Origin of the sequence: Flavobacterium sp. N2270 (genome assembly GCF_025947225.1) — a bacterium.
Classification (GTDB): Bacteria; Bacteroidota; Bacteroidia; order Flavobacteriales; family Flavobacteriaceae; genus Flavobacterium.
The window spans coordinates 566,527-587,390 of sequence record NZ_CP110005.1; the positions used below are offsets into that span (position 1 = coordinate 566,527).

16 protein-coding genes are annotated in these 20,864 nt (G+C 31.0%); 6 read left to right on the top strand and 10 right to left on the bottom strand.

What is annotated here, in order from left to right; genetic code table 11:
- Positions 1 to 31 precede the first annotated feature (31 nt).
- Positions 32 to 514 carry a regulatory protein RecX gene (locus OLM55_RS02685; protein ID WP_264559878.1) on the top strand — a complete coding sequence of 161 codons (483 nt, stop codon included), beginning with the start codon at positions 32 to 34 and terminating at the stop codon, positions 512 to 514.
- 99 nt (positions 515 to 613) lie between these two features.
- Positions 614 to 1,666 carry a thiamine-phosphate kinase gene (thiL, locus tag OLM55_RS02690; protein WP_264559879.1) on the top strand — a complete coding sequence of 351 codons (1,053 nt, stop codon included), beginning with the start codon at positions 614 to 616 and terminating at the stop codon, positions 1,664 to 1,666.
- An 81-nt stretch (positions 1,667 to 1,747) separates the two neighbouring features.
- Here the strand turns inward: thiL and OLM55_RS02695 are convergent, their stop codons facing one another.
- Together OLM55_RS02695 and OLM55_RS02700 are read right to left on the bottom strand one after the other, a co-directional pair.
- Positions 1,748 to 3,289: a glycine--tRNA ligase gene (locus OLM55_RS02695; protein ID WP_264559880.1), complete on the bottom strand. Its 1,542-nt coding sequence runs from the start codon at positions 3,287 to 3,289 to the stop codon at positions 1,748 to 1,750.
- Positions 3,290 to 3,349: 60 nt separating this feature from the next.
- Positions 3,350 to 4,171 carry a hypothetical protein gene (locus tag OLM55_RS02700; RefSeq protein ID WP_264559881.1) on the bottom strand — a complete coding sequence of 274 codons (822 nt, stop codon included), beginning with the start codon at positions 4,169 to 4,171 and terminating at the stop codon, positions 3,350 to 3,352.
- 77 nt (positions 4,172 to 4,248) lie between these two features.
- On the opposite strand from OLM55_RS02700, the gene OLM55_RS02705 reads away from it, so the two are divergent.
- Positions 4,249 to 4,917, top strand: a complete 669-nt coding sequence (locus tag OLM55_RS02705; protein ID WP_319800099.1) for a ComF family protein — start codon at positions 4,249 to 4,251, stop codon at positions 4,915 to 4,917.
- Between the two features lie 67 nt (positions 4,918 to 4,984).
- Positions 4,985 to 6,595, top strand: coding sequence for an Ig-like domain-containing protein (locus tag OLM55_RS02710; protein WP_264559883.1), 1,611 nt, complete (start codon positions 4,985 to 4,987; stop codon positions 6,593 to 6,595).
- Here the strand turns inward: OLM55_RS02710 and OLM55_RS02715 are convergent.
- The 6 genes from OLM55_RS02715 to OLM55_RS02740 form a co-directional block, all read right to left on the bottom strand.
- Positions 6,582 to 7,352 carry an amidohydrolase gene (locus OLM55_RS02715; protein ID WP_264559884.1) on the bottom strand — a complete coding sequence of 257 codons (771 nt, stop codon included), beginning with the start codon at positions 7,350 to 7,352 and terminating at the stop codon, positions 6,582 to 6,584. The two genes, OLM55_RS02710 and OLM55_RS02715, sit on opposite strands and share 14 nt — an antisense overlap.
- 63 nt (positions 7,353 to 7,415) lie before the next feature.
- Positions 7,416 to 8,159, bottom strand: coding sequence for a succinate dehydrogenase/fumarate reductase iron-sulfur subunit (locus OLM55_RS02720; protein ID WP_264559885.1), 744 nt, complete (start codon positions 8,157 to 8,159; stop codon positions 7,416 to 7,418).
- A gap of 82 nt (positions 8,160 to 8,241) precedes the next feature.
- Positions 8,242 to 10,242, bottom strand: a complete 2,001-nt coding sequence (locus OLM55_RS02725) for a fumarate reductase/succinate dehydrogenase flavoprotein subunit (RefSeq protein ID WP_264559886.1) — start codon at positions 10,240 to 10,242, stop codon at positions 8,242 to 8,244.
- 18 nt (positions 10,243 to 10,260) lie between these two features.
- Positions 10,261 to 11,130 (bottom strand): succinate dehydrogenase cytochrome b subunit, encoded by an 870-nt coding sequence (locus tag OLM55_RS02730; protein WP_264559887.1) that lies wholly within the window; start codon positions 11,128 to 11,130, stop codon positions 10,261 to 10,263.
- A gap of 141 nt (positions 11,131 to 11,271) precedes the next feature.
- Positions 11,272 to 12,141 (bottom strand): hypothetical protein, encoded by an 870-nt coding sequence (locus tag OLM55_RS02735; RefSeq protein ID WP_264559888.1) that lies wholly within the window; start codon positions 12,139 to 12,141, stop codon positions 11,272 to 11,274.
- Positions 12,142 to 12,207: 66 nt separating this feature from the next.
- Positions 12,208 to 14,796 (bottom strand): sialidase family protein, encoded by a 2,589-nt coding sequence (locus OLM55_RS02740; protein ID WP_264559889.1) that lies wholly within the window; start codon positions 14,794 to 14,796, stop codon positions 12,208 to 12,210.
- A gap of 126 nt (positions 14,797 to 14,922) precedes the next feature.
- On the opposite strand from OLM55_RS02740, the gene OLM55_RS02745 reads away from it, so the two are divergent.
- Both OLM55_RS02745 and OLM55_RS02750 read left to right on the top strand, forming a co-directional pair.
- Positions 14,923 to 16,215 carry an aminopeptidase P family protein gene (locus OLM55_RS02745; protein ID WP_264559890.1) on the top strand — a complete coding sequence of 431 codons (1,293 nt, stop codon included), beginning with the start codon at positions 14,923 to 14,925 and terminating at the stop codon, positions 16,213 to 16,215.
- A 235-nt stretch (positions 16,216 to 16,450) separates the two neighbouring features.
- Complete coding sequence (locus tag OLM55_RS02750; RefSeq protein ID WP_264559891.1) at positions 16,451 to 17,233, top strand: alpha/beta fold hydrolase; 783 nt, start codon at positions 16,451 to 16,453, stop codon at positions 17,231 to 17,233.
- Here OLM55_RS02750 and OLM55_RS02755 read toward each other — a convergent pair.
- Both OLM55_RS02755 and OLM55_RS02760 read right to left on the bottom strand, forming a co-directional pair.
- Positions 17,230 to 18,072 (bottom strand): mechanosensitive ion channel family protein, encoded by an 843-nt coding sequence (locus OLM55_RS02755; protein WP_264559892.1) that lies wholly within the window; start codon positions 18,070 to 18,072, stop codon positions 17,230 to 17,232. The genes OLM55_RS02750 and OLM55_RS02755 overlap by 4 nt on opposite strands.
- 9 nt (positions 18,073 to 18,081) lie before the next feature.
- Positions 18,082 to 20,862, bottom strand: a complete 2,781-nt coding sequence (locus OLM55_RS02760; protein WP_264559893.1) for a PD-(D/E)XK nuclease family protein — start codon at positions 20,860 to 20,862, stop codon at positions 18,082 to 18,084.
- Positions 20,863 to 20,864: the final 2 nt, after the last annotated feature.

Sequence of the window (20,864 nt, forward strand, 5' to 3'; positions counted from 1 at the left end):
ATATTTTGCTCATTATTAAATGGTTAAGAAATTGGAAAACGCAAAAAACAAAACGTATAACCTTCAGGAAATCAAGCAAAAGCTAGAGTATTATTGCGTTTACCAAGAAAGGTGTTTTAAAGAGATTGACGAAAAATTAAATTCTTTTTTTTTAATACCCGCTGCCAAAGAAGAGATTTTGATTCATCTTATTGAAAATAATTATGTTAATGAAGAGCGTTTTGCTCAAAGTTTTGCCCGAGGAAAGCACAATTATAAAAACTGGGGAAGAAATAGGATTAAGAATGAGCTAAAATTTAGAAATATTTCGTCAAGACTTATAGATATTGGCCTAAAAGAAATTGATAACGAAAGTTATTTGGAAAAGTTTAATTCTTTAGCTGAGAAACATTGGGAAACCATAAAAGAGAAAAAAGGCTCTAAGAAAAACAAGAAGTTTATAGATTACTTTTTAAGAAGAGGTTTTGAAACGAATTTGATTTATGAGAAGTTAAGGGAATTAGATGTTTTATGACTTGGGGATTTAGGGATTGTTATTGAAATTAAAATCATTCTCAACTTAGCTCGAATTGACAATGACAACTTAAAAAACTATCTTTGCAAAAAAAATTTAATGTTAGAAAATAAAAACAACGACAGAACAAGTTTATCTGATTTAGGTGAATTTGGACTTATAGAACACTTAACCAAGCATTTTAAAATTAATCAAGAATCTACACTTAAAAGTATTGGTGACGATGCTGCTGTTTTAGATTTTAAAGATAAAAAAGTGGTTGTTTCTACTGATTTATTAGTTGAAGGTGTTCATTTTGACTTAAGTTACATGCCTTTAAAACATTTGGGTTATAAAGCAGTTGTTGCAAATTTATCTGATATTTATGCAATGAACGCAAAAGCAACTCAAATTACGGTTTCTATTGCAGTTTCAAATCGATTTCCACTGGAAGCTTTGGAAGAGTTATTTGCAGGAATTACACTTGCGAGTCAAATTTATAATGTTGACGTTATTGGCGGCGATACTACTTCTTCTCAAAAAGGGTTAATCATCAGTATAACAGCAATTGGTGAAGCTAATTTAAATGAAATCACCTACAGAAATGGCGCAAAAGCAACTGATTTATTGGTTGTAACTGGCGATGTTGGTGCGGCTTATATGGGATTACAGGTTTTAGAACGCGAAAAGCAAGTTTTTCAGGTAAACCCAAACAACCAACCCGATTTAGATGCGTATACGTATTTAATTGAACGTCAACTTAAACCAGAAGCAAGAAAAGATATTAAAGAAATATTTGCCGGCTTAGATTTACAACCCACTTCTATGATTGATGTTTCGGATGGACTTTCATCTGAAATTATGCATATTTGCAAACAAAGTAATGTAGGTTGTAATTTATATGAAGATAAAATTCCGGTTGACCCACAATTAATAGATGTTTGCGAAGAGTTTAATATCGACATTACAACTATTGCTTTAAGTGGCGGAGAAGATTATGAATTGCTTTTTACCATAAAAATGGACGATTATGACAAAATTAAAGCAAATCCTAATTTTACAGTAATAGGTCATATGACTGAAGAAAAAGAAGGCATGCATTTAATTACAAGAGCGAATACTAAAATTGCATTGAAAGCGCGTGGCTGGAATGCTATGAAAGATGAAGAATAGACTTTTAAATTTTATAAAAACAAAAATCCCGAAATTCAATTGAACTTCGGGATTTTTTTATACTTATTTGGTTTCTTGAAATTACATTTTCATTAACCAATTTTTCATTGAAACTTCATCGTTAATAATGTTTCTTAAGTCAGAAATGGCAACTCTATCTTGTTTCATAGAATCTCTATGACGAATTGTAACCGTTTTATCTTCTAATGTTTGATGATCTACTGTAATACAAAATGGTGTTCCAAGCGCGTCTTGTCTTCTATAACGACGACCTACTGCATCTTTTTCATCATAAGCTACATTGAAATCCCACTTTAACTCATCAATAATTTCTCTAGCAACTTCTGGCAAACCGTCTTTCTTTACTAAAGGAAGAATTGCTGCTTTTGTAGGCGCTAAAACTGAAGGCAAACGAAGAACCGTTCTTGTAGAACCATCTTCTAAAGTTTCTTCTTGTAATGCTTTTGAGAAAACCGACAAAAACATTCTATCTAAACCTACAGAAGTTTCTACTACATAAGGAACATAACTTGTGTTTGTTTCATTATCAAAAAATTGTAGTTTTTTACCTGAAAATTGTTCGTGTGCTTTTAAATCAAAGTCAGTTCTTGAATGAATTCCTTCAAGTTCTTTAAATCCGAATGGGAAATTGAATTCAATATCAGCAGCTGCATTTGCATAGTGTGCTAATTTTTCGTGGTCATGAAAACGGTAATTTTCTTTTCCTAAACCTAAAGATAAATGCCATTTTAAACGTGTTTCTTTCCAAAACTCGTAATATTTCATTTCTTCACCTGGTTTTACAAAAAATTGCATTTCCATTTGTTCAAACTCACGCATTCTAAAAATAAATTGTCTTGCCACAATTTCGTTCCTAAATGCTTTTCCGGTTTGCGCAATACCAAAAGGAATTTTCATTCTACCTGTTTTTTGCACATTTAAGAAGTTTACAAAAATTCCTTGAGCAGTTTCAGGACGTAAATATAAATCCATTGCAGTATCTGCAGAAGCACCCAATTTTGTTGCAAACATTAAATTAAACTGACGAACTTCTGTCCAGTTTTTAGAACCAGAATCAGGACAAGCAATACCTAATTCTTCTATTAAGGCTTTTACATCAGCTAAATCTTCTTTTTCAAGAGAACGAGCCATTCGTTGTAAAATTTCATTTTTCTTTGCTAAATATTCTACAACTCTCCCGTTTGTAGTAATAAATTCTTCCTCATTAAAAGCTTCTCCAAAACGAACTCTTGCTTTTTCTATTTCTTTTTGTGCTTTAATGTTTAATTTTTCTGCATAATCTTCTATTAAAACATCAGCACGATATCTTTTTTTAGAATCTTTATTATCGATTAAAGGATCGGAAAATGCATCAACGTGACCAGAAGCTTTCCATGTTGTTGGATGCATAAATATTGAAGAATCAAGTCCTACGATATTTTCGTGCATTTGAACCATAGATTTCCACCAATATTCACGTATGTTTTTCTTTAGTTCAACACCATTTTGTGCATAGTCGTAAACTGCACTTAAACCATCGTATATTTCGCTTGACGGAAAAATATATCCGTATTCTTTTGCATGCGAAACTACATTTTTAAATAAATCATCTTGTTTTGCCATACTGCAAAAGTAAAAAGTTGAATTGAAAAAAAGAAATAGAATTGAATAATTAAATTATTCTTAGTTATGATCAAAAATTGCGGTACCAATTTTTGAAAACTCATTATAAACATTGATCTTATATTTTCCTTTTATAGTCTTGCTTTTTTCAAGATCTACATAAGTACAAATATCAATATCTTTTTGGGCGTAATTAGCTTCAACTTTAGCACTATAAATTAACTTAACATCTTTTAATTCAATGAAAGTACTTTCTGTTGAAATAATTTGGTTTCTAGGGTTAACAATTTGAATGTAAAACTTCTTATCACCTTTTTTTATAAACTCATTGCCTTCAACCGTAAAACAAACTCTTAATTGTTGGATTTTCTTATCACTTGACCTGCCGTATTTATCAGTAATAATTTTAACTCCTCGTGCGTTAATATTAGTAACAGAAAGTTTATCGGCCTTTATATTAACATCTTTTATTTTTAAGGATTCTAGCTTATTAAGTGTTTTTTTATCTGAACTTATTTTTTTAGTTAAAAAAACCACTTGCTTTGAATCGGTTTCAATAGCATTTTTTAAAATTTGAATTTGAGAATCAATAATGTTTTCCTCTGAGTTATTAACATCATTGTCTTCAAAGTCCTCAACATCATTTTTTTTCGCCTTTGTTATAAAATTTAAAGAATTATCTTTTGTATTCAATCTTAAAGAATCATACTTTATTAAAATTTCATCAAGCTGACTTTGTTTTAATTTACTTTCTTCAAAAGATTTCTCCTTAAAATTATCAAAATTTGAAGTTACTTTGTAAAATTTAAATAATGAAAAAAGCAAAAGCAACACTAATATTAGTGTGCTTAGTTTTAAAACATTATTTTTCTTAAAAGCCATTTGTTAAAATTTTAATATAAATTAAGTCTATTTTTATATGTTTAACGTTATTTTTCGATAAAATGCTAAAAAATCTGTTGAAATTAATTTTTCCTTCGCTTTGTTTTGGATGCAATGAACTTTTATTGTTAAATGAAGAAATTATTTGTTCTTCATGTAGACATGATTTACCATTGACCAATCATCATTTAAATCAAAACAATGATACAACAAAAAAATTCTACGGCATAATAAATATTGAATTTGGTGCTTCCATGCTTTATTTTCATAAAAAAGGAACCGTTCAAAAATTAATTCATAATTTAAAATACAAAGGTAGAGAAGAAATAGGTGAATTACTAGGTGAATGGTATGGAAAAGAAATTAAGAACCATGAATTAATTAAGTCAATTGATTTTATTATACCTGTTCCACTACATTCTAAAAGATTAAAAGAAAGGGGATACAACCAAGTTGATCGTTTTTGTAATGCATTATCTAAAGAAACAGATATTCCTTATAAAAAGGAACTATTAATTAGAACAAAATACAACAAAACTCAAACCAAAAAATCTAAGAACGAACGTCAAGAAAATGTTCAAAATATATTTGACGTTGTCTTTAATGAAAACGACTATGGGAAACACTTTTTACTTGTTGATGATGTAATAACATCTGGCGCTACATTAGAACTTTGTGCTAAAGCACTTTTAAAAATTCCAAATTCAAAAGTAAGTATTGTCACTATTGCTTATACACAATCATAAAAAAAAACAAAAAATTATGTTTACTTTAATTATAGTTGTTATTTTGCTTTAGAATTTAAGTTTATTTATGAAAAAAATTTATTTTATATCACTGTCAATTATTTTTGGTTCTATATTTACCTTTACAAGTTGTGCTAAAAGAGGACAAATTTCTGGTGGCTTAAAAGATACGTTAGCTCCAAAAATTGTTAATAGTTACCCAGAAAACTACAAAACCAATTTTACTGGAAAAGAAATTAAAATAACTTTCGATGAACTTATAAAGGTTAAAGACATCAATAAACAATTGATTATTTCTCCTCCAATGAAAAAAACACCAGTTATTGTTCCACAAGGTAGCGCAAGTAAATTTATTTCAATTAAAATTTTAGACACTTTACAAGACAATACTACTTATAGCTTTAATTTTGGTCAAAGTATTGTAGACAACAACGAAAGCAATCCGTATTCTCAGTTTAAGTATGTTTTCTCTACAGGTTCGTATATTGATTCGCTATCTTTAATGGGAAAAATTAAAGATTCATATGATCAAAAAGTAGAAAATTTCGTTTCAATTCAATTATATGATGCAAAAACATTTAATGATTCTACTGTATACAAAGAAACTCCATTGTACGTAACTAACACTTTAGATAGCTTAAAAGTGTTTGCTTTAGAAAATTTAAAGGCCGGAAATTACAAAATCATTGCACTTAAAGACAAAAACAATAATTATAAATTTGATCCGAAATCAGATAAAATTGCGTTTTTAAAAGAAACTATTTCTATTCCTAACGATACTTTATATCAATTAGAGCTTTTTAAAGAAGTAGAGAAGTTTAAAGCAACAAAAGTTTCCCAAGAATCAACTAACAAATTTTTCTTAGCTACCGAAGGAAATAAGGAAAACATAAATGTGACTGCCTTGAACGGAACTGAAAAAGTACCCGTAATAGTTACTAAGTATGCGCTAAAAGAAACTGACTCTGTTCAGTTGTTTATTCCAAACATTAAAATTGATTCTTTGCAGTTTAAAGTAGAAAAAGGTGCTTTTTCTAAAACTTTTAAAACAAAAATTAAAGAGTTAAAAACTACCGACACATTAAAAATAGATGTTTCACAAAAAAGTATTTTAGCTTTTAGAGAAAAATTAACTCTAACTTCATCAACACCAATTATAAAAATTGACAATTCAAAAATAAGTTTAATTAACAAAGATTCTACTGAAGTGAAATTTACTTCAGTTTATGATGAATTTAATCAAAAAATTGAATTTGACTTTAAAAAAGAAGAAGATCAAAAATACAACTTACAACTATTACCAGGAGCAATTATAGATTTTTACGACACAAAGAATGATACTCTAAGTTATAAATTAAGCACCAAATCTTTTTCTGATTATGGTAATTTAAAGGTAAACTTGAAAAACGCTAAAAGATTCCCTATACTACTTGAGATTTTAAACCCTAAAGGAGATGTTATTGCCTCATCAATATCTAATGGTGAAGAATTCTTACAATTTGATTTAATTGAACCGAATGTATATTCACTTCGTGTAATTTACGACGATAATAAAAATGGCTTTTGGGACACAGGTGATTATTTAGAGCAACGTCAAGCTGAAGAAGTAAAATACTATTCAAAAACAATTGATGTAAGAGCTAATTGGGATGTGGACCAAGATTTTATTTTAGATTAATCGAAAAATCATCTTTATCATTTAAAAAATTTAGTTTCTCTCTTGTTTGAAGCAATTGTACTTTATCTAACGTTGCAAAAAACACATCGTCATTTTCATTTGCTTCTACGATGGAGTTTCCTAATTCATCAATCACAATTGAATGACCTACATATTCGTGTTTATTTCCATCTAAACCTATTCGGTTAACACCAATAACAAAACTCATGTTTTCTATTGCTCTGGCTTTTAATAGCGCATCCCAAGCAGTAATTCTTGGCTTTGGCCAATTGGCAACATAAATCAACAAATCGTATTCTTCAACATTTCTACTGAAAACAGGAAAACGCAAGTCGTAGCATATTTGCGGGCAAATTTTCCAATCTTTATACTGAATGATTACTTTCTCTGCTCCTTGTGTATATTGTTCGTGTTCTCCAGCTAAAGAAAACAAATGCCTTTTATCATAGGTTTTTATTTCTCCATTTGGATAGACAAAAACAAATCGGTTATAATAATTGGTGTTTTCTTTAATTATGATACTTCCACAAATTGCAGCTTGTTTAGATTTTGCAACTTCTTGCATCCAACTTACAGTATCTCCAGTCATTGTTTCCGCTAAATCGTTAGGAAACATCGTAAAACCAGTAGAAAACATCTCGGGCAACACAATTAAATCAACTGGTTGCGAAATTGTATTTATTATCTGTTCAAATTGTACTCTATTTGCTTTTGGGTTTTCCCAAATTAAATCGGATTGAATGATTGCTATTTCCATACTATAAAAATAAAAAACGTCCTGCATATACAGGACGTTTTTTTACAACTATTTTGTTAAAAACTATTTAATACTAGCTTTTAAGTATTCTCTGTTCATACGAGCAATGTTTTCAAGAGAAATTCCTTTAGGACATTCTACTTCACAAGCTCCTGTATTAGTACAGTTTCCAAAACCTTCTGTATCCATTTGGTTTACCATGTTCATAACACGATCAGCCGCTTCTACTTTACCTTGTGGCAACAAAGCAAATTGAGAAACTTTTGCAGAAACAAATAACATTGCTGATGAGTTTTTACAAGTTGCTACACAAGCACCACAACCAATACAAGTTGCAGCATCGAAAGCATCATCAGCATCTTTTTTATTAATTGGAATGTTGTTTGCATCTTGAGTATTTCCTGAAGTATTTACAGAAATAAAACCACCTGCGTGCTGAATTCTATCGAACGAACTTCTGTCTACAACTAAATCTTTAACAACCGGAAATGCTTTTGCTCTAAATGGCTCAATATAAATAGTATCACCATCCTTAAACATACGCATATGCAATTGACACGTAGTTACCGCTCTATCTGGTCCGTGAGCTTCACCATTAATATACAAAGAACACATACCGCAAATTCCCTCACGACAATCGTGGTCAAATGCAACAGGCTCATCACCTTTTTGAATTAATTCGTCATTTAATACATCTAGCATTTCAAGGAAAGACATATCTGGAGAAACATCGCTAATTTTATAATCAACTAGTTGTCCTTTATCTTGAGCGTTTTTTTGACGCCATATTTTTAATGTAAGATTCATACTTTTAAGTTTAAAAGTCTTAATGCCTAAAGTTTAAAAGTCTTCTACTTAGAGACTTTTGACTTTCGACCTTTGACTAATTTTATTTATAACTTCTTTGAACTAGTTTAATATTTTCAAACTTCAACTCTTCTTTATGTAAAACAGCTTCACTTGGTTTCCCTTTGTATTCCCAAGCAGCAACATAAGCAAAGTTTTCATCGTCACGCATTGCTTCACCATCTTCTGTTTGGTATTCTTCACGGAAGTGACCACCACAAGATTCGTTTCTATGTAAAGCATCTTTTGCGAATAATTCTCCTAATTCCATGAAATCTGCAACACGCATTGCTTTTTCCAATTCTTGGTTAAAACTATCCAATGTTCCAGGAACACGAACATCTTTAAAGAACTCTTCTCTTAAAGCTGCAATTTCTTCGATTGCCTCTGTAAGTCCTTTAGCATTTCGTGCCATTCCAACTTTATCCCACATGATTTTTCCTAATTTCTTATGGAAATAATCTACAGAATGTGTACCGTTATTATTAATGAATTTCTCTAATTGTTGACGTACATTATTTTCAGCTTCATCAAACTCTGGTGTATCTGTAGGAATTTTTCCTGTACGAATATCAGCAGCTAAATAATCACCTATAGTATAAGGTAAAACAAAATATCCATCTGCTAAACCTTGCATTAAAGCAGAAGCTCCTAATCTATTTGCACCATGATCAGAAAAATTAGACTCTCCAATTGAGAAACATCCAGGAATTGTTGTTTGCAAGTTATAATCAACCCAAGTACCTCCCATTGTATAATGAACCGCAGGGTAAATCATCATTGGAGTTGTATATGGATTTTCATCAACAATTTTCTCATACATTTGGAATAAGTTACCGTATTTATTAGCAACAACTTCAGTACCTAATTGTTTCACTAAATCAGCATCATTTTCATCTAAATGCTTAATTTTAGCTTGTTCTTTACCGTAACGTTGAATTGCAGAAGCAAAATCTAAATAAACAGCTTCTCCTGTTTTATTTACTCCGAAACCAGCATCACATCTTTCTTTAGCAGCACGAGATGCAACATCACGAGGTACTAAGTTACCAAAAGAAGGATAACGACGCTCTAAGTAATAATCTCTATCTTCTTCAGCCAATTGTGTTGGTTTTAATTTTCCTTCACGAATTGCTTGAGCATCTTCTAGTTTTTTAGGAACCCAAATACGACCGTCATTACGTAATGATTCAGACATTAACGTTAATTTAGACTGATGATCTCCAGAAACTGGAATACATGTTGGGTGAATTTGTGTATAACAAGGGTTTGCAAAAAATGCTCCTTTTTTGTGGATTTTCCACGCTGCAGTAGCATTACTTCCCATTGCATTTGTCGATAAGAAGAAAACATTTCCATAACCACCTGAAGCAATTACTACCGCATGAGCTGAATGTCTTTCAATTTCACCTGTAACCAAGTTACGAGCAATAATCCCTCTTGCTTTTCCGTCTACTTTTACTAAATCTAGCATTTCGTGACGGTTATACATTTTTATCTTACCACGACCTATTTGACGGTTCATTGCCGAATAAGCACCTAATAATAATTGTTGACCGGTTTGTCCTTTAGCATAAAAAGTTCTTGATACTAATACACCTCCAAACGAACGGTTATCTAATAATCCACCATAATCACGAGCAAATGGAACACCTTGTGCTACACATTGGTCAATGATATTTGCAGAAACTTCTGCTAAACGATGTACGTTAGCTTCACGAGCACGATAATCTCCTCCTTTTACAGTATCATAAAATAAACGGAATGTTGAATCGCCATCTCCTTGGTAGTTTTTTGCCGCATTGATACCTCCTTGTGCTGCAATTGAGTGAGCACGACGTGGAGAATCTTGGAAACAAAAAGCTTTTACGTTATAACCTAATTCTGCAAGAGTTGCAGCAGCAGAACCACCTGCTAAACCAGTTCCAACAACAATAATATCAATATTACGTTTATTAGCTGGGTTTACTAAGTTAATATGGTTTTTGTAGTCTGTCCATTTATCAGAAATTGGACCATTTGGTATTTTAGAATCTAAAGCCATAATCTTTTCGGATAAATATTATTTAGAAATAAAGTGAATATATAATGGAATGATAGCAAATAATAACGGTACAATAACCGCAAATGCTTTTCCTAAAAATTTAATTGTATTATTCAACTTAGGACTATTAACTCCTAACGATTGAAAAGCACTTGCAAAACCATGCCATAAGTGAAAACCTAAAACAATCATTGCCAATGCGTATGCAATTGTTGCAATTAAACCCGTTTTTGGGTTCTTAAAAAATGCAAAAGTAATTTTATGTAGATCTTTATATAAATCTGCCATTTTTACATTTGCTTGAACATTATAAACTTCTGTTTTGTTCTTAATCACAAGTTGTTTTGGCATTGCACCTTCTTGTAATTTTTCATTTTCAGCTTGTACTTGATCAACAGGGTAATATTGCCCTACTGAAGTTCCAACATAAAAATCTTGAGACATTCCAGGCTGCACTTCGATAGATTTAGTCATTAAAGGCATGTTTTTATCAAAATGCATTTTAGCCCAAAAATTGACCATGTGTGTAACGATGAAAACTAAAATTAAAGTTCCTAAAACCGCCATATTTCTAGAAGCGAAACCACTATTAGCAGCAGCATTATTTTTCGCATAACCTATTGGCCTGGCTTTTTTGTTTTGAATTGCTAATAATATTCCATCTACTGCGTGAAATAAAATAGAAATGTAAGTTAGATAAGAAAGCAGTTTTACAGCTGGATTTGTAGTCATGAATAAAGCATATTCATTAAACTGAAGCGGTGTTCCAAAGATTAATTGTAGATTACCTGCTAAATGTCCTGCCAAAAACAAGCATAAGAATAAACCTGTAAGAGCCATCCAGTATTTTTTACCAATAGACGACTTTAAAAGTGCTGATTTTGCCATAATTTTTATTTGATTGTTCTTATTTTATTTAAAACCAAACAAAAATACACCATATTACCATTAACTACAACCTTTTCAAGCTAATTTATAATGAATTTAAAAAACGTTTAAGCTATGCAAAACCAATATTAAAAAAACGTTTTATCTTTCAAAAGAAGGAATTAAACCTCTAAGCCCCATATCTACAACATTTTCACCTATTGATGGCTCATATTTTCCGTCAGCAATAACTTCTTCCCATTCAAAACTGTTGTTGTTAGACAAGGAAAGTGTTACATAAACATCGCTTGTTTCATTGTTGGTTATAACTAAATTATTTTGAAATTTACCAGTAACCACACAAGATCCAGCAGGAATAGGCGAAGTAGATGCAATTGGATTAGGAACCGTTGTTGCACCAGAAGGCGCTTGCCCTGAAGCAGCATAAGGCAAACCATTTAACCCAAAAGCCCAATATCCTTGCAATCGATTTCCATTAACAGGAAAGGAATTGTTCCCTATATAATGTGTTGTAATATAGGAATTATAACCCACAAAACTTTCTAAAGTTCCGATATAATCAACAGCATTGCTTCTTACAGAAATTTCATAATTTTGATAAGAAAGAGAAACGCGAACGTATTCGTAATTTCCTTGCGGAACTTGACTTAAAGGTATTGACAAAAAGATTTCGTCTTCTCCAACAATTTTAGCTCTACTAAAATCAATAGCCAAGTCTCCTCCTGCCATTGTTTCTGGTGCATGATACAAAACAGAACCTTGCCCTAATGCCGTATATTGATTTGGAGCTAATTCAAAATAATGTGCACTTATTGAATTAAAAATAGGAGATTGTGCCGCATTTCCGACAGGAACCAATGAAGGTTGACCTAAATTATTCAATCTAACCTGAGTAGGATCAAATTTAAATTTAATGATTAATTGTGGTTCAACAGAAACATCATCTTTATCTGAACAAGAAAAAGATATAAATCCGAGTAAAATTGCCGCTAAAAAAACTTTCAACCTCATGTTTTGTAATTTTATGTTAAAACAATCAAAAACCATGCTATAATTTATAACGGATTTAACATTTTTTTATTGCTTTGGCATTTCAATAATTAATTTTGAACTATATTTTATTTTATTTACCTCAATTTCAACAAAATAAGCACCTTCATTTAAGTAATATTTATTGTTTTTTGCTTTAGTAATTTTCTCTTTATTTGAATATTTTTCGTCTACCGATAAATCATACTCCACAAAATTCAATCCTTTAACCAAAGAAACTTTTCTTGTAAACAATAATTTCTGTTTTTCATTTTTAACATTTAGAACTACTTCTTTTTTAGAGTTTGAATAAACTGAAATATTTGTTTTTGGTTCAAATATTTCAGACCAAGAACTCCAAGAACTACCCCAACGATCTGATTTTTTTATTTTTTCCACATCAAAAACATGAATTTCTTTTGCTAAAATTTTAGCATCCAATGCTTGTATTTTATCTAAATTCACTTTATAAATTGATCGACCATGTGTCGCCACCACTAGTTCTTTGGCTTTAGCTTGAATAACCAAGTCATGAACAGCAACATTTGGCATTACTGAAGAAAAATCTTGCCAAGACAAACCTTTATCCATTGAAATAAACAAACCATTATCAGTACCAACATATAAAATATTTTCTTTTTCTGAATCTTCAACAATTACATTTACTGAATTAGTCAAGCCCTTTGAAATATTTGTCCAGGTTGTTCCATAATCATCTGAAACAAAAACATACGATTTAAAATTGTCGTTTCGATAACCGTTTAAAGTTGCATAAACTCGTTCTTTCTTATATTTTGAAGCAACAACTCGTGATACCCATAAATTTTGAGGAAGATTTTCAGAAATTTTCATCCATGTAATACCTCCATCTTTTGAAACATGGATTAATCCATCATCTGAACCCACATATAATAATCCGAATTGAGATTTGCTTTCTGCAATTGTTGTAATAGTCCCAAAAGCTACATTGCCTTCTACTTTTCCTTGTGTTAAATCGCCAGATATTTTCTCCCAATTTTTACCTTGATTCATTGAACGGTATAAAAACTGAGAACCCATGTATAAAATATCTTGGTTATGAGAAGATAATAAAATAGGTGTTTGCCAATTGAAACGTAATGCTTCTTCCTCTTTTTTAACCTTTGGTGTTATGAAATCTCTTTTACCAGATTTTCTATCAATTCTATAATAATTACCAAACTGATATCCTGTATACACAATATTTGCATCGCGATTATCTATTTGCACTTGCATTCCATCGCCACCCATTAAAAATTCATACGGATATTTACCTTCTTGTTGCCAATCTAATGAATGTTCGTAATTATTTGGCCCAACCCAAACGCCATTATCTTGCAAGCCGCCATAAACATTATATGGTTTTTCATCATCTACATTCACAGTATAAAATTGCCCAACTGCTTGATTGTTGCATTTGAACCAATGTTCTCCATTATCATATGTAATGTTAACTCCACCATCGTTTCCGTTAATAATATGATTTGGATTTTTTGGGTTTATCCACGTTACATGATGATCGGCATGCACATTTTCTTTACTTATTGACTTGAAAGTTTTCCCTCCATCTTCCGAAAAAATCAACGGAACGCCACCAAGATAAATCCTATTCTCATTCGTTAAATCGACCGCTATGTTTCCAAAATAATAACCGTAACTGTAATACAAATCATCAATGTAGTTCTCATGCGTTTTTTTCCAAGAAATTCCACCATCAATAGATTTATATAATTCGCAACCTATAACTTCCGTTTCAAAAAGAGCTGCGTTGGCATCTTTTGGTTTTTCCATTTTTGAATTTGGTCGCTTATTCTGATTATCCAAAACTGCATACACTACAGAATCATTGACTGCAAAAAGTCCGATTCTACCAACTCCTTCATCTGCAGGAAATCCACTTTCTGAACTTGAAATTAAGTTCCAATTAGAGCCGGCATCTGTACTTTTGTAAATTCCAGAACCGTTACCATTTCCTTTAAAATCCCATGCTTTTCTGTCTTTTTGCCAAGCAGCAGCGTATTGAATATTGAAATTATTCGAATCAACCACAACATCAATAATTCCGGTTTCATCATTTACAAAAAGAGTTTGTTGCCATGTTTTTCCACCATCTAAAGTTTTGTAAATTCCTCTTTCTTTATTCTTAGTATATAAATGTCCTGTAACTCCAACAATAATTTCATTAGTATCCTTTGGGTTAACCAAAATTCTACTTATGTGGTGACTTTCAGGTAAACCTAAATTTTCCCATGTTTTTCCTTTATCCGAAGATTTTAAAACACCAATCCCTGAATACGATGAACGCGAGGCGTTTACTTCACCAGTTCCTACCCAAATTGTTCCCGATTTCCAATCAACCGTAACTGAACCACAGTTTAAAGTTGGAGCCGAATCCATGACTGGCCTAAAACTATTCCCGTTATTATTCGTGTACCAAAGTCCACCAGAAGCATAAGCGGCATAAAATTCGGTTGGATTTTCAGGATTTACTGCTAAATCAACAATTCTACCACTCATAATTGTTGGTCCAATATTTTGAAAAGCAACTTTGGTAAACAAATTGTCTTGTGCAAAAACAACAGATGAAATAAATAAGGAGAATAAAAGAAGTTTCTTCATGAGGAAAAATTTGATTGGAAAATTAACCAATAATTGCTGCATGTCAAAATTTTACATCGGAATTAACAACTATTCCTTTTAAAGTTATTATTTTTGAGTCAAAGTTTAATAAAACAATATTGCACAATGAAATACCATCAAATAGACAAAGACTTATTTATTAAAAACAGAAAAAAGTTTGCTTCTCAAATGAAACCAAACGGACTTGCTATTTTTAATTCAAACGATATTTACCCAGTTTCAGCAGATAGTACTTTGCCTTTTGCTCAACATAGAGATATTTTTTACTTAAGCGGCGTAGATCAAGAAGAAAGTATTTTGTTGCTTTTTCCAGATGCTCCATATGAAAACCAACGTGAGATTTTATTTTTAAAAGAAACAAACGACCATATTGCGGTTTGGGAAGGTGAAAAACTGACTAAAGAACGTGCTTTTGAAGTTTCGGGAATTAAAAACGTAATTTGGTTACAAGATTTTGACAAAACATTGAAAGAGTTAATGTCGTATGCCGATACCATGTACATTAATACAAATGAACATTATAGAGCAACAATTGAAACTGAAACGCGTGAAGCTCGTTTTATAAAAAAATGGAAAAACGATTATCCTGCTCATAAAGTAGAAAAATCAAACCCAATTTTACAACGCATTCGTTCGGTTAAAGAAAGTGAAGAACTAGATTTAATTCAACAAGCATGTGATATTACCGAAAAAGGCTTTAGACGAATTTTAAATTTCGTAAAACCAAACGTAATGGAATACGAAATTGAAGCTGAATTTGCTCATGAATTTTTAAGAAATCGTTCTAAAGGTTTTGCTTATACGCCAATTATTGCTTCTGGAAATAATGCTAATGTTTTACATTATATTGAAAACAACCAACAATGTAATGCTGGCGATTTAATTTTATTAGACGTTGGTGCAGAATACGCCAATTACTCTAGTGATATGAGTAGAACTATTCCTGTTTCTGGGAAATTTACTGAAAGGCAAGCTGCTGTTTATAATGCTGTTTTACGTGTAAAAAACGAAGCTACAAAAATGCTTGTTCCAGGTACATTATGGAAACAATATCATGTTGAAGTTGGAAAATTAATGACTTCTGAATTATTAGGTTTGGGGTTATTGGACAAAGCCGATGTTCAAAATGAAAACCCAGATTGGCCAGCGTATAAAAAATACTTTATGCACGGAACTTCGCATCACATGGGATTAGATACGCACGATTATGGTTTATTATATGAACCAATGCAAGCGAATATGGTGTTTACTGTTGAGCCTGGGATTTATCTTCCAAAAGAAGGGTTTGGAATTCGTTTAGAGGACGATGTTGTTATTCAAGCCAATGGAGAACCTTTTAATTTAATGAGAAACATTCCTATTGAGATCGATGAAATTGAGTCGATAATGAATTCTTAAATTTTGTTTAAGAGTTTATAGGTTATAAGTTTAAAAGAAACGGTTTGCAGAAATGTAAATCGTTTTTTTATGCTCAAAGTTATCATTCTGACGAAGGAAGAATCTCACTAATGTGATTTCTCCTTTGTCGAAATGACAAGGTTATAAGAAACTATTCTTTGTGAACTTTGTGAAAAATCTTTGTGTGCTTTGTGGTTAAACCTTAATTTTGCATCACCAACTTATCAACAAGCCATTGAAACACACTTTTTACAAAAACACCAAAATAGCCTATTCCGATACTGGAAAAGGAACTGCCATTGTTCTTTTGCATGGTTTTTTAGAAAATTCTACCATGTGGAACGCCCACGTTGAAGAATTAGCCCAAAAACACCGCGTTATTTGTGTGGATTTACTGGGTCATGGTTCAACAGATTGTTTGGGTTACGTGCATACTATGGAAGATATGGCAGATGCTGTACACCATGTGTTACACGAATTAAAGTTGCGCAAAGTAGTTTTAGTTGGGCATTCTATGGGTGGTTATGTTGCTTTGGCTTTAGCCGAATTATACCCTGATATGATGAAAGGTTTGGTTTTAGTAAACTCAACCGCAAGAGCAGATAGTGACGAACGAAAACTAAACAGAAACAGAGCTATTTTAGCTGTTAAGAAGAGTTACATTACCGCAATTCGTATGGCAATTGCTAATTTATTTAGCGAAGAAAATAGAGATAGATTAGTTGACGAAATCGAAGTGGTTAAAGAAGAAGCTTTAAAAACACCTTTGCAAGGAATTGTTGCTGCACAAGAAGGCATGAAAGTTCGTAACGACAGAGAGGTTTTATTGCATTTAACTCCGTATCCTAAAGTATTAATTTTAGGGGAAAAAGATCCTGTTTTAAACTACGAAGAAACAAAAGACCAAGTTGAAAATTCAGATGTTGAATTAGTTACTTTCAACGACGGACACATGAGTCACATTGAAAACAGAGACGAACTTACGAAAGTTTTATTAGGTTTTTTGAAGAAAGTTTAACCTTCATATTGTTTAATTTCCACAATAGAAGATGGAAGTGAAAAACCATTATCCGTTAGTGTCTGCAAAGCATTTTTCATTACTTGTGTTCTAACTCCTAAATGATAGCTTTTTGACGAACTTTTAAATGTATCTAACCAAAAAAACACCTTTAAATTAATTGTGCTTGTTGCAAATTCATCAATTATAACCGCTGGTTTTTTTTCGCCAAGTAAAACGCCATCTGTTTTTGAAACCGATTCAATAATTATTTCAATTGCTTTTTGAAGATCACTTGAATAATCCAAACCAAGCATGAATTCATTTCTTAGAAAACCATCAATAGTATAATTAATTAATGGAGAAGTTAAAATTTGAGAATTCGGCACAAAAACATCTTTTCCATCGGTGGTTTTAATAACGGTTTCTCTAATTCTTAACTCTTTTACATAACCAATAATATTTTCAGTTTCAATTAAATCGTTTTCTTTAAACGGACTTTTGAAAGCTAATAAAATTCCGGCAAGGAAATTTTCACCAATATCTTTAAAAGCAAAACCTGCCACAAAAGTAAGAATTCCGGCACCAGCCAATAATTTTGTCGTTACTCCTTGAAAACCTATTAAATCTAAAAAGAAAACAATCGTAATTGTTTTAATAATTCCAGAAATTATTTGCGCAATAAACAGTCCAGACAAAGTGTTTTTAACTTTAGATTTAATTCTATTTTGCGTGAATCTTTTTCCAAAATTAGCAATCGCAAAACCAACAATTAAAACAATAACTCCAATTAAAAAACCAGGTGCATTTTGTAAAATGGTATCATAATAAAAATATAGTTTTTCAATTAACTTGTCCATAAAATGTAGTTATAAAGTTTCTTTAAACGGAATTTCTTTATTTAAAATTTCTAGTATTAAATGTACTAATTCTATTTTAAATTCTTCAATAGTTTCTAAATTGATTTCAGTTATTGCATTTTTACCTTTTCCTAAACCAAAAGGCATGAAACCTTCTTTCATGTTTTTAAACGAAATAATTCCGGCTTGAATATCTTGATTTTGGAACATTTCGCTATTTTGAAACATCATTGCATAACAAAGTAATTGAATTACTTTTTCATTTTTAAGGTTTGCTGTTAAACCATCAAAATCATTAATACGTAAATTTCTTTGTTCTACTTTTCCAGATTTATAATCTATAATTCGAATGCTTCCGTTTCGCTCTTCAATTCGGTCAACTTTACCTGCAATTTTCACAGGATAAGGCAAATCTTCATGCTCAATCGTAACATCTAAAGGAGCTTCAAGACATATTACTTTTATTGCATCTTTATCTTGAATTGCTTTTTTCTCAGAATTTAAAAAATTATAAATATTTCGTTTAGCCACTTCAAATGCTAATAAATTTTTCCCTTTTTTAATTTCACCTTCTTTATAAATTAGCTTAAACTGTCTTAATGTTACTTCTTCGATTTTAGACAACATCACATCGACATGATGTTCTGATAAGTAAACACCAACAAAAGGCTCGTAAAGCTCTTCTAATGCTTCATGAATAATTGTTCCTAATGTATTTACTGCAATACTTTCTTCTACTTCATCAGCTTCATTAATACGTAAGACTCTTTGAAAATAAAACTGCATAGGATTACGTATATAACTTGTAAGGGAAGATGGAGAAAATCCCTTTATCGTTGCAATTTCTTTTAAGCGTTCTAGAACTTTCTCTGTTTTTTCAATTTCCATTACTTCATAAGCCGTTTTCGGCAATACTGCATTGTAAATTTCGTGAGTTAAAGTATGTTTAGGTTGTTTCTCAATTTCTAACTGAGTTAAGAATCTACTTTTTTCACCAGCATCTATTCCTTCATTATCGGTATTATAAAGTAAATAAATATTTTTTGCTCGCATCAACAAATGATAGAAATGGTAGCTGTAAATAGCATCTTTTTCTTTATATGTTGGCAACTCTAATTCTCTTTTTACGTCGAAAGGAATAAATGAATTTTGTGATTTACCTGATGGAAACTTACCTTCGTTTACAGAGGTTATAATTACGTTTTCAAAATCTAAAACCCTACTCTCTAAAACACCCATAATTTGCAAACCTGATAATGGTTCGCCTTCGAAAGAAACTTCGGCTAAATCTAAAATTTGTTTGTAAATAACTTGTAAAGTTTCAATTGAATCAATTCTACCGTATTTTTCTTGGTAACTGATTAACTTATTAATGACTTTATAAATCGCATAAACAAATGTTTTAGACACTTTTTCTTCTTCAACATCATTACTTAAATGTTCTTTTATTTGAAGTAAAATTAGTGATAGTGTTTTTAAAACTTCATCGCAATTTGAATTCCACTTATTAAACAATAAGTCAAAAAAAGTATTATTTAAATTGGGATATTTCTCATTATAAAGTCTTATTAAAGTGTCGTGAGAAAAGAACGTGAAGTTATTATCATTGATAACCGAAATAAGCTCTGAAACCTTAACATAAGATTCAACTAACGGATGATTTAAAACTTCTAAAACATCTTTATAGTAAAGCGTGTAAGATTTTTCGTTTCTGTTTATTGCATTTGTATGCAACTTAAACAATTTAGTAATTAAAATTTGAGCAGGATTATTTTTACCCGAATAACCCATCGTAATATTCAAACTCTCAATTGTATTTGGCAATCCGTAAAGAATAGGAATTAATAAATTTTCATCACCTAAAACCAAAGCGGTTTTGTTAATGTTTGCGCCGTTAATAGATAATTTTTCAATTATATTTCCTGCAATTTTTGCTTGTCCAACTGATTTTGGCGTTCCAATGATTTGAATATTTTTCTCATCTTGAAAACAATTCGTTATCCATTCAAATGGTTGTGAAGAGTAACTTTTCCAGTTTTGTTTAAAACGTCTTATAAACAAACCTGCATCATGAAAAGGATCTTTTAAAAAGGTATCATCGATATCCCAATAAATTTTTGCTTGATTTGTATATAATAAATGTTGAACTATTTTTTCTTCCGCTTGATTCAATGCATTGAAACCAGCAAATACAATAATTTCATCACCAAGTTTCTCAGCAAATGATTTACATTTTTTATATGCTTCTCTATAAATTAATCCTTGATATCCCGATTTTTTATTTAAAAGATGCTTGTAAAATATTTCATAATAAAGTGGGAGTTTATTCCAAAAGTCAAGGTGATTATCTATTAAGGACGTTTTTTGAACAGGCACTAGATCCCATCTTTTAAGAGCTTCAATTTCTTTTAAATAAGAGAAAACTTTTTTTGGCTGAATTAAGTAGCGGTCAATTTCATTAAAATCTTGTAGCAATGTTTTGGCCCAATTAGAAAATAATTCAAATGACTGTTGCTGGTCTTTTGGAGTAATTTTTAAATAAACATCGTAAAACTCAAACAACAGTTCAATTGAGTCTATTGAACGAATACCTGAAATATCTTGAACAAGATCTTCAATACTTATAATTTTAGGAGCAAATACTGTTGTAGTTAATTTATTTTTTAGACACTGCAATAAAAAAACTTTCGCTCTTTTATTAGGCAAAACAATTCGAATATTATTTAATTTATGCTGAAAATCAATTATTATTTGATTTGCTAACTGGTCTAAAAAAGTTGTTTCATTCATTT

Excerpts from the sequence above, each read along its gene's own strand:
- OLM55_RS02760 (WP_264559893.1), bottom strand. The coding sequence starts at position 20,862 with ATGAATGAAACAACTTTTTTAGACCAGTTAGCAAATCAAATAATAATT.
- OLM55_RS02755 (WP_264559892.1), bottom strand. The coding sequence starts at position 18,072 with ATGGACAAGTTAATTGAAAAACTATATTTTTATTATGATACCATTTTA.
- OLM55_RS02730 (WP_264559887.1), bottom strand. The coding sequence starts at position 11,130 with ATGGCAAAATCAGCACTTTTAAAGTCGTCTATTGGTAAAAAATACTGG.
- OLM55_RS02715 (WP_264559884.1), bottom strand. The coding sequence starts at position 7,352 with ATGGAAATAGCAATCATTCAATCCGATTTAATTTGGGAAAACCCAAAA.
- OLM55_RS02745 (WP_264559890.1), top strand. The coding sequence starts at position 14,923 with ATGAAATACCATCAAATAGACAAAGACTTATTTATTAAAAACAGAAAA.
- OLM55_RS02725 (WP_264559886.1), bottom strand. The coding sequence starts at position 10,242 with ATGGCTTTAGATTCTAAAATACCAAATGGTCCAATTTCTGATAAATGG.
- OLM55_RS02710 (WP_264559883.1), top strand. The coding sequence starts at position 4,985 with ATGAAAAAAATTTATTTTATATCACTGTCAATTATTTTTGGTTCTATA.
- OLM55_RS02695 (WP_264559880.1), bottom strand. The coding sequence starts at position 3,289 with ATGGCAAAACAAGATGATTTATTTAAAAATGTAGTTTCGCATGCAAAA.
- OLM55_RS02740 (WP_264559889.1), bottom strand. The coding sequence starts at position 14,796 with ATGAAGAAACTTCTTTTATTCTCCTTATTTATTTCATCTGTTGTTTTT.
- OLM55_RS02700 (WP_264559881.1), bottom strand. The coding sequence starts at position 4,171 with ATGGCTTTTAAGAAAAATAATGTTTTAAAACTAAGCACACTAATATTA.
- OLM55_RS02735 (WP_264559888.1), bottom strand. The coding sequence starts at position 12,141 with ATGAGGTTGAAAGTTTTTTTAGCGGCAATTTTACTCGGATTTATATCT.
- thiL (WP_264559879.1), top strand. The coding sequence starts at position 614 with ATGTTAGAAAATAAAAACAACGACAGAACAAGTTTATCTGATTTAGGT.
- OLM55_RS02720 (WP_264559885.1), bottom strand. The coding sequence starts at position 8,159 with ATGAATCTTACATTAAAAATATGGCGTCAAAAAAACGCTCAAGATAAA.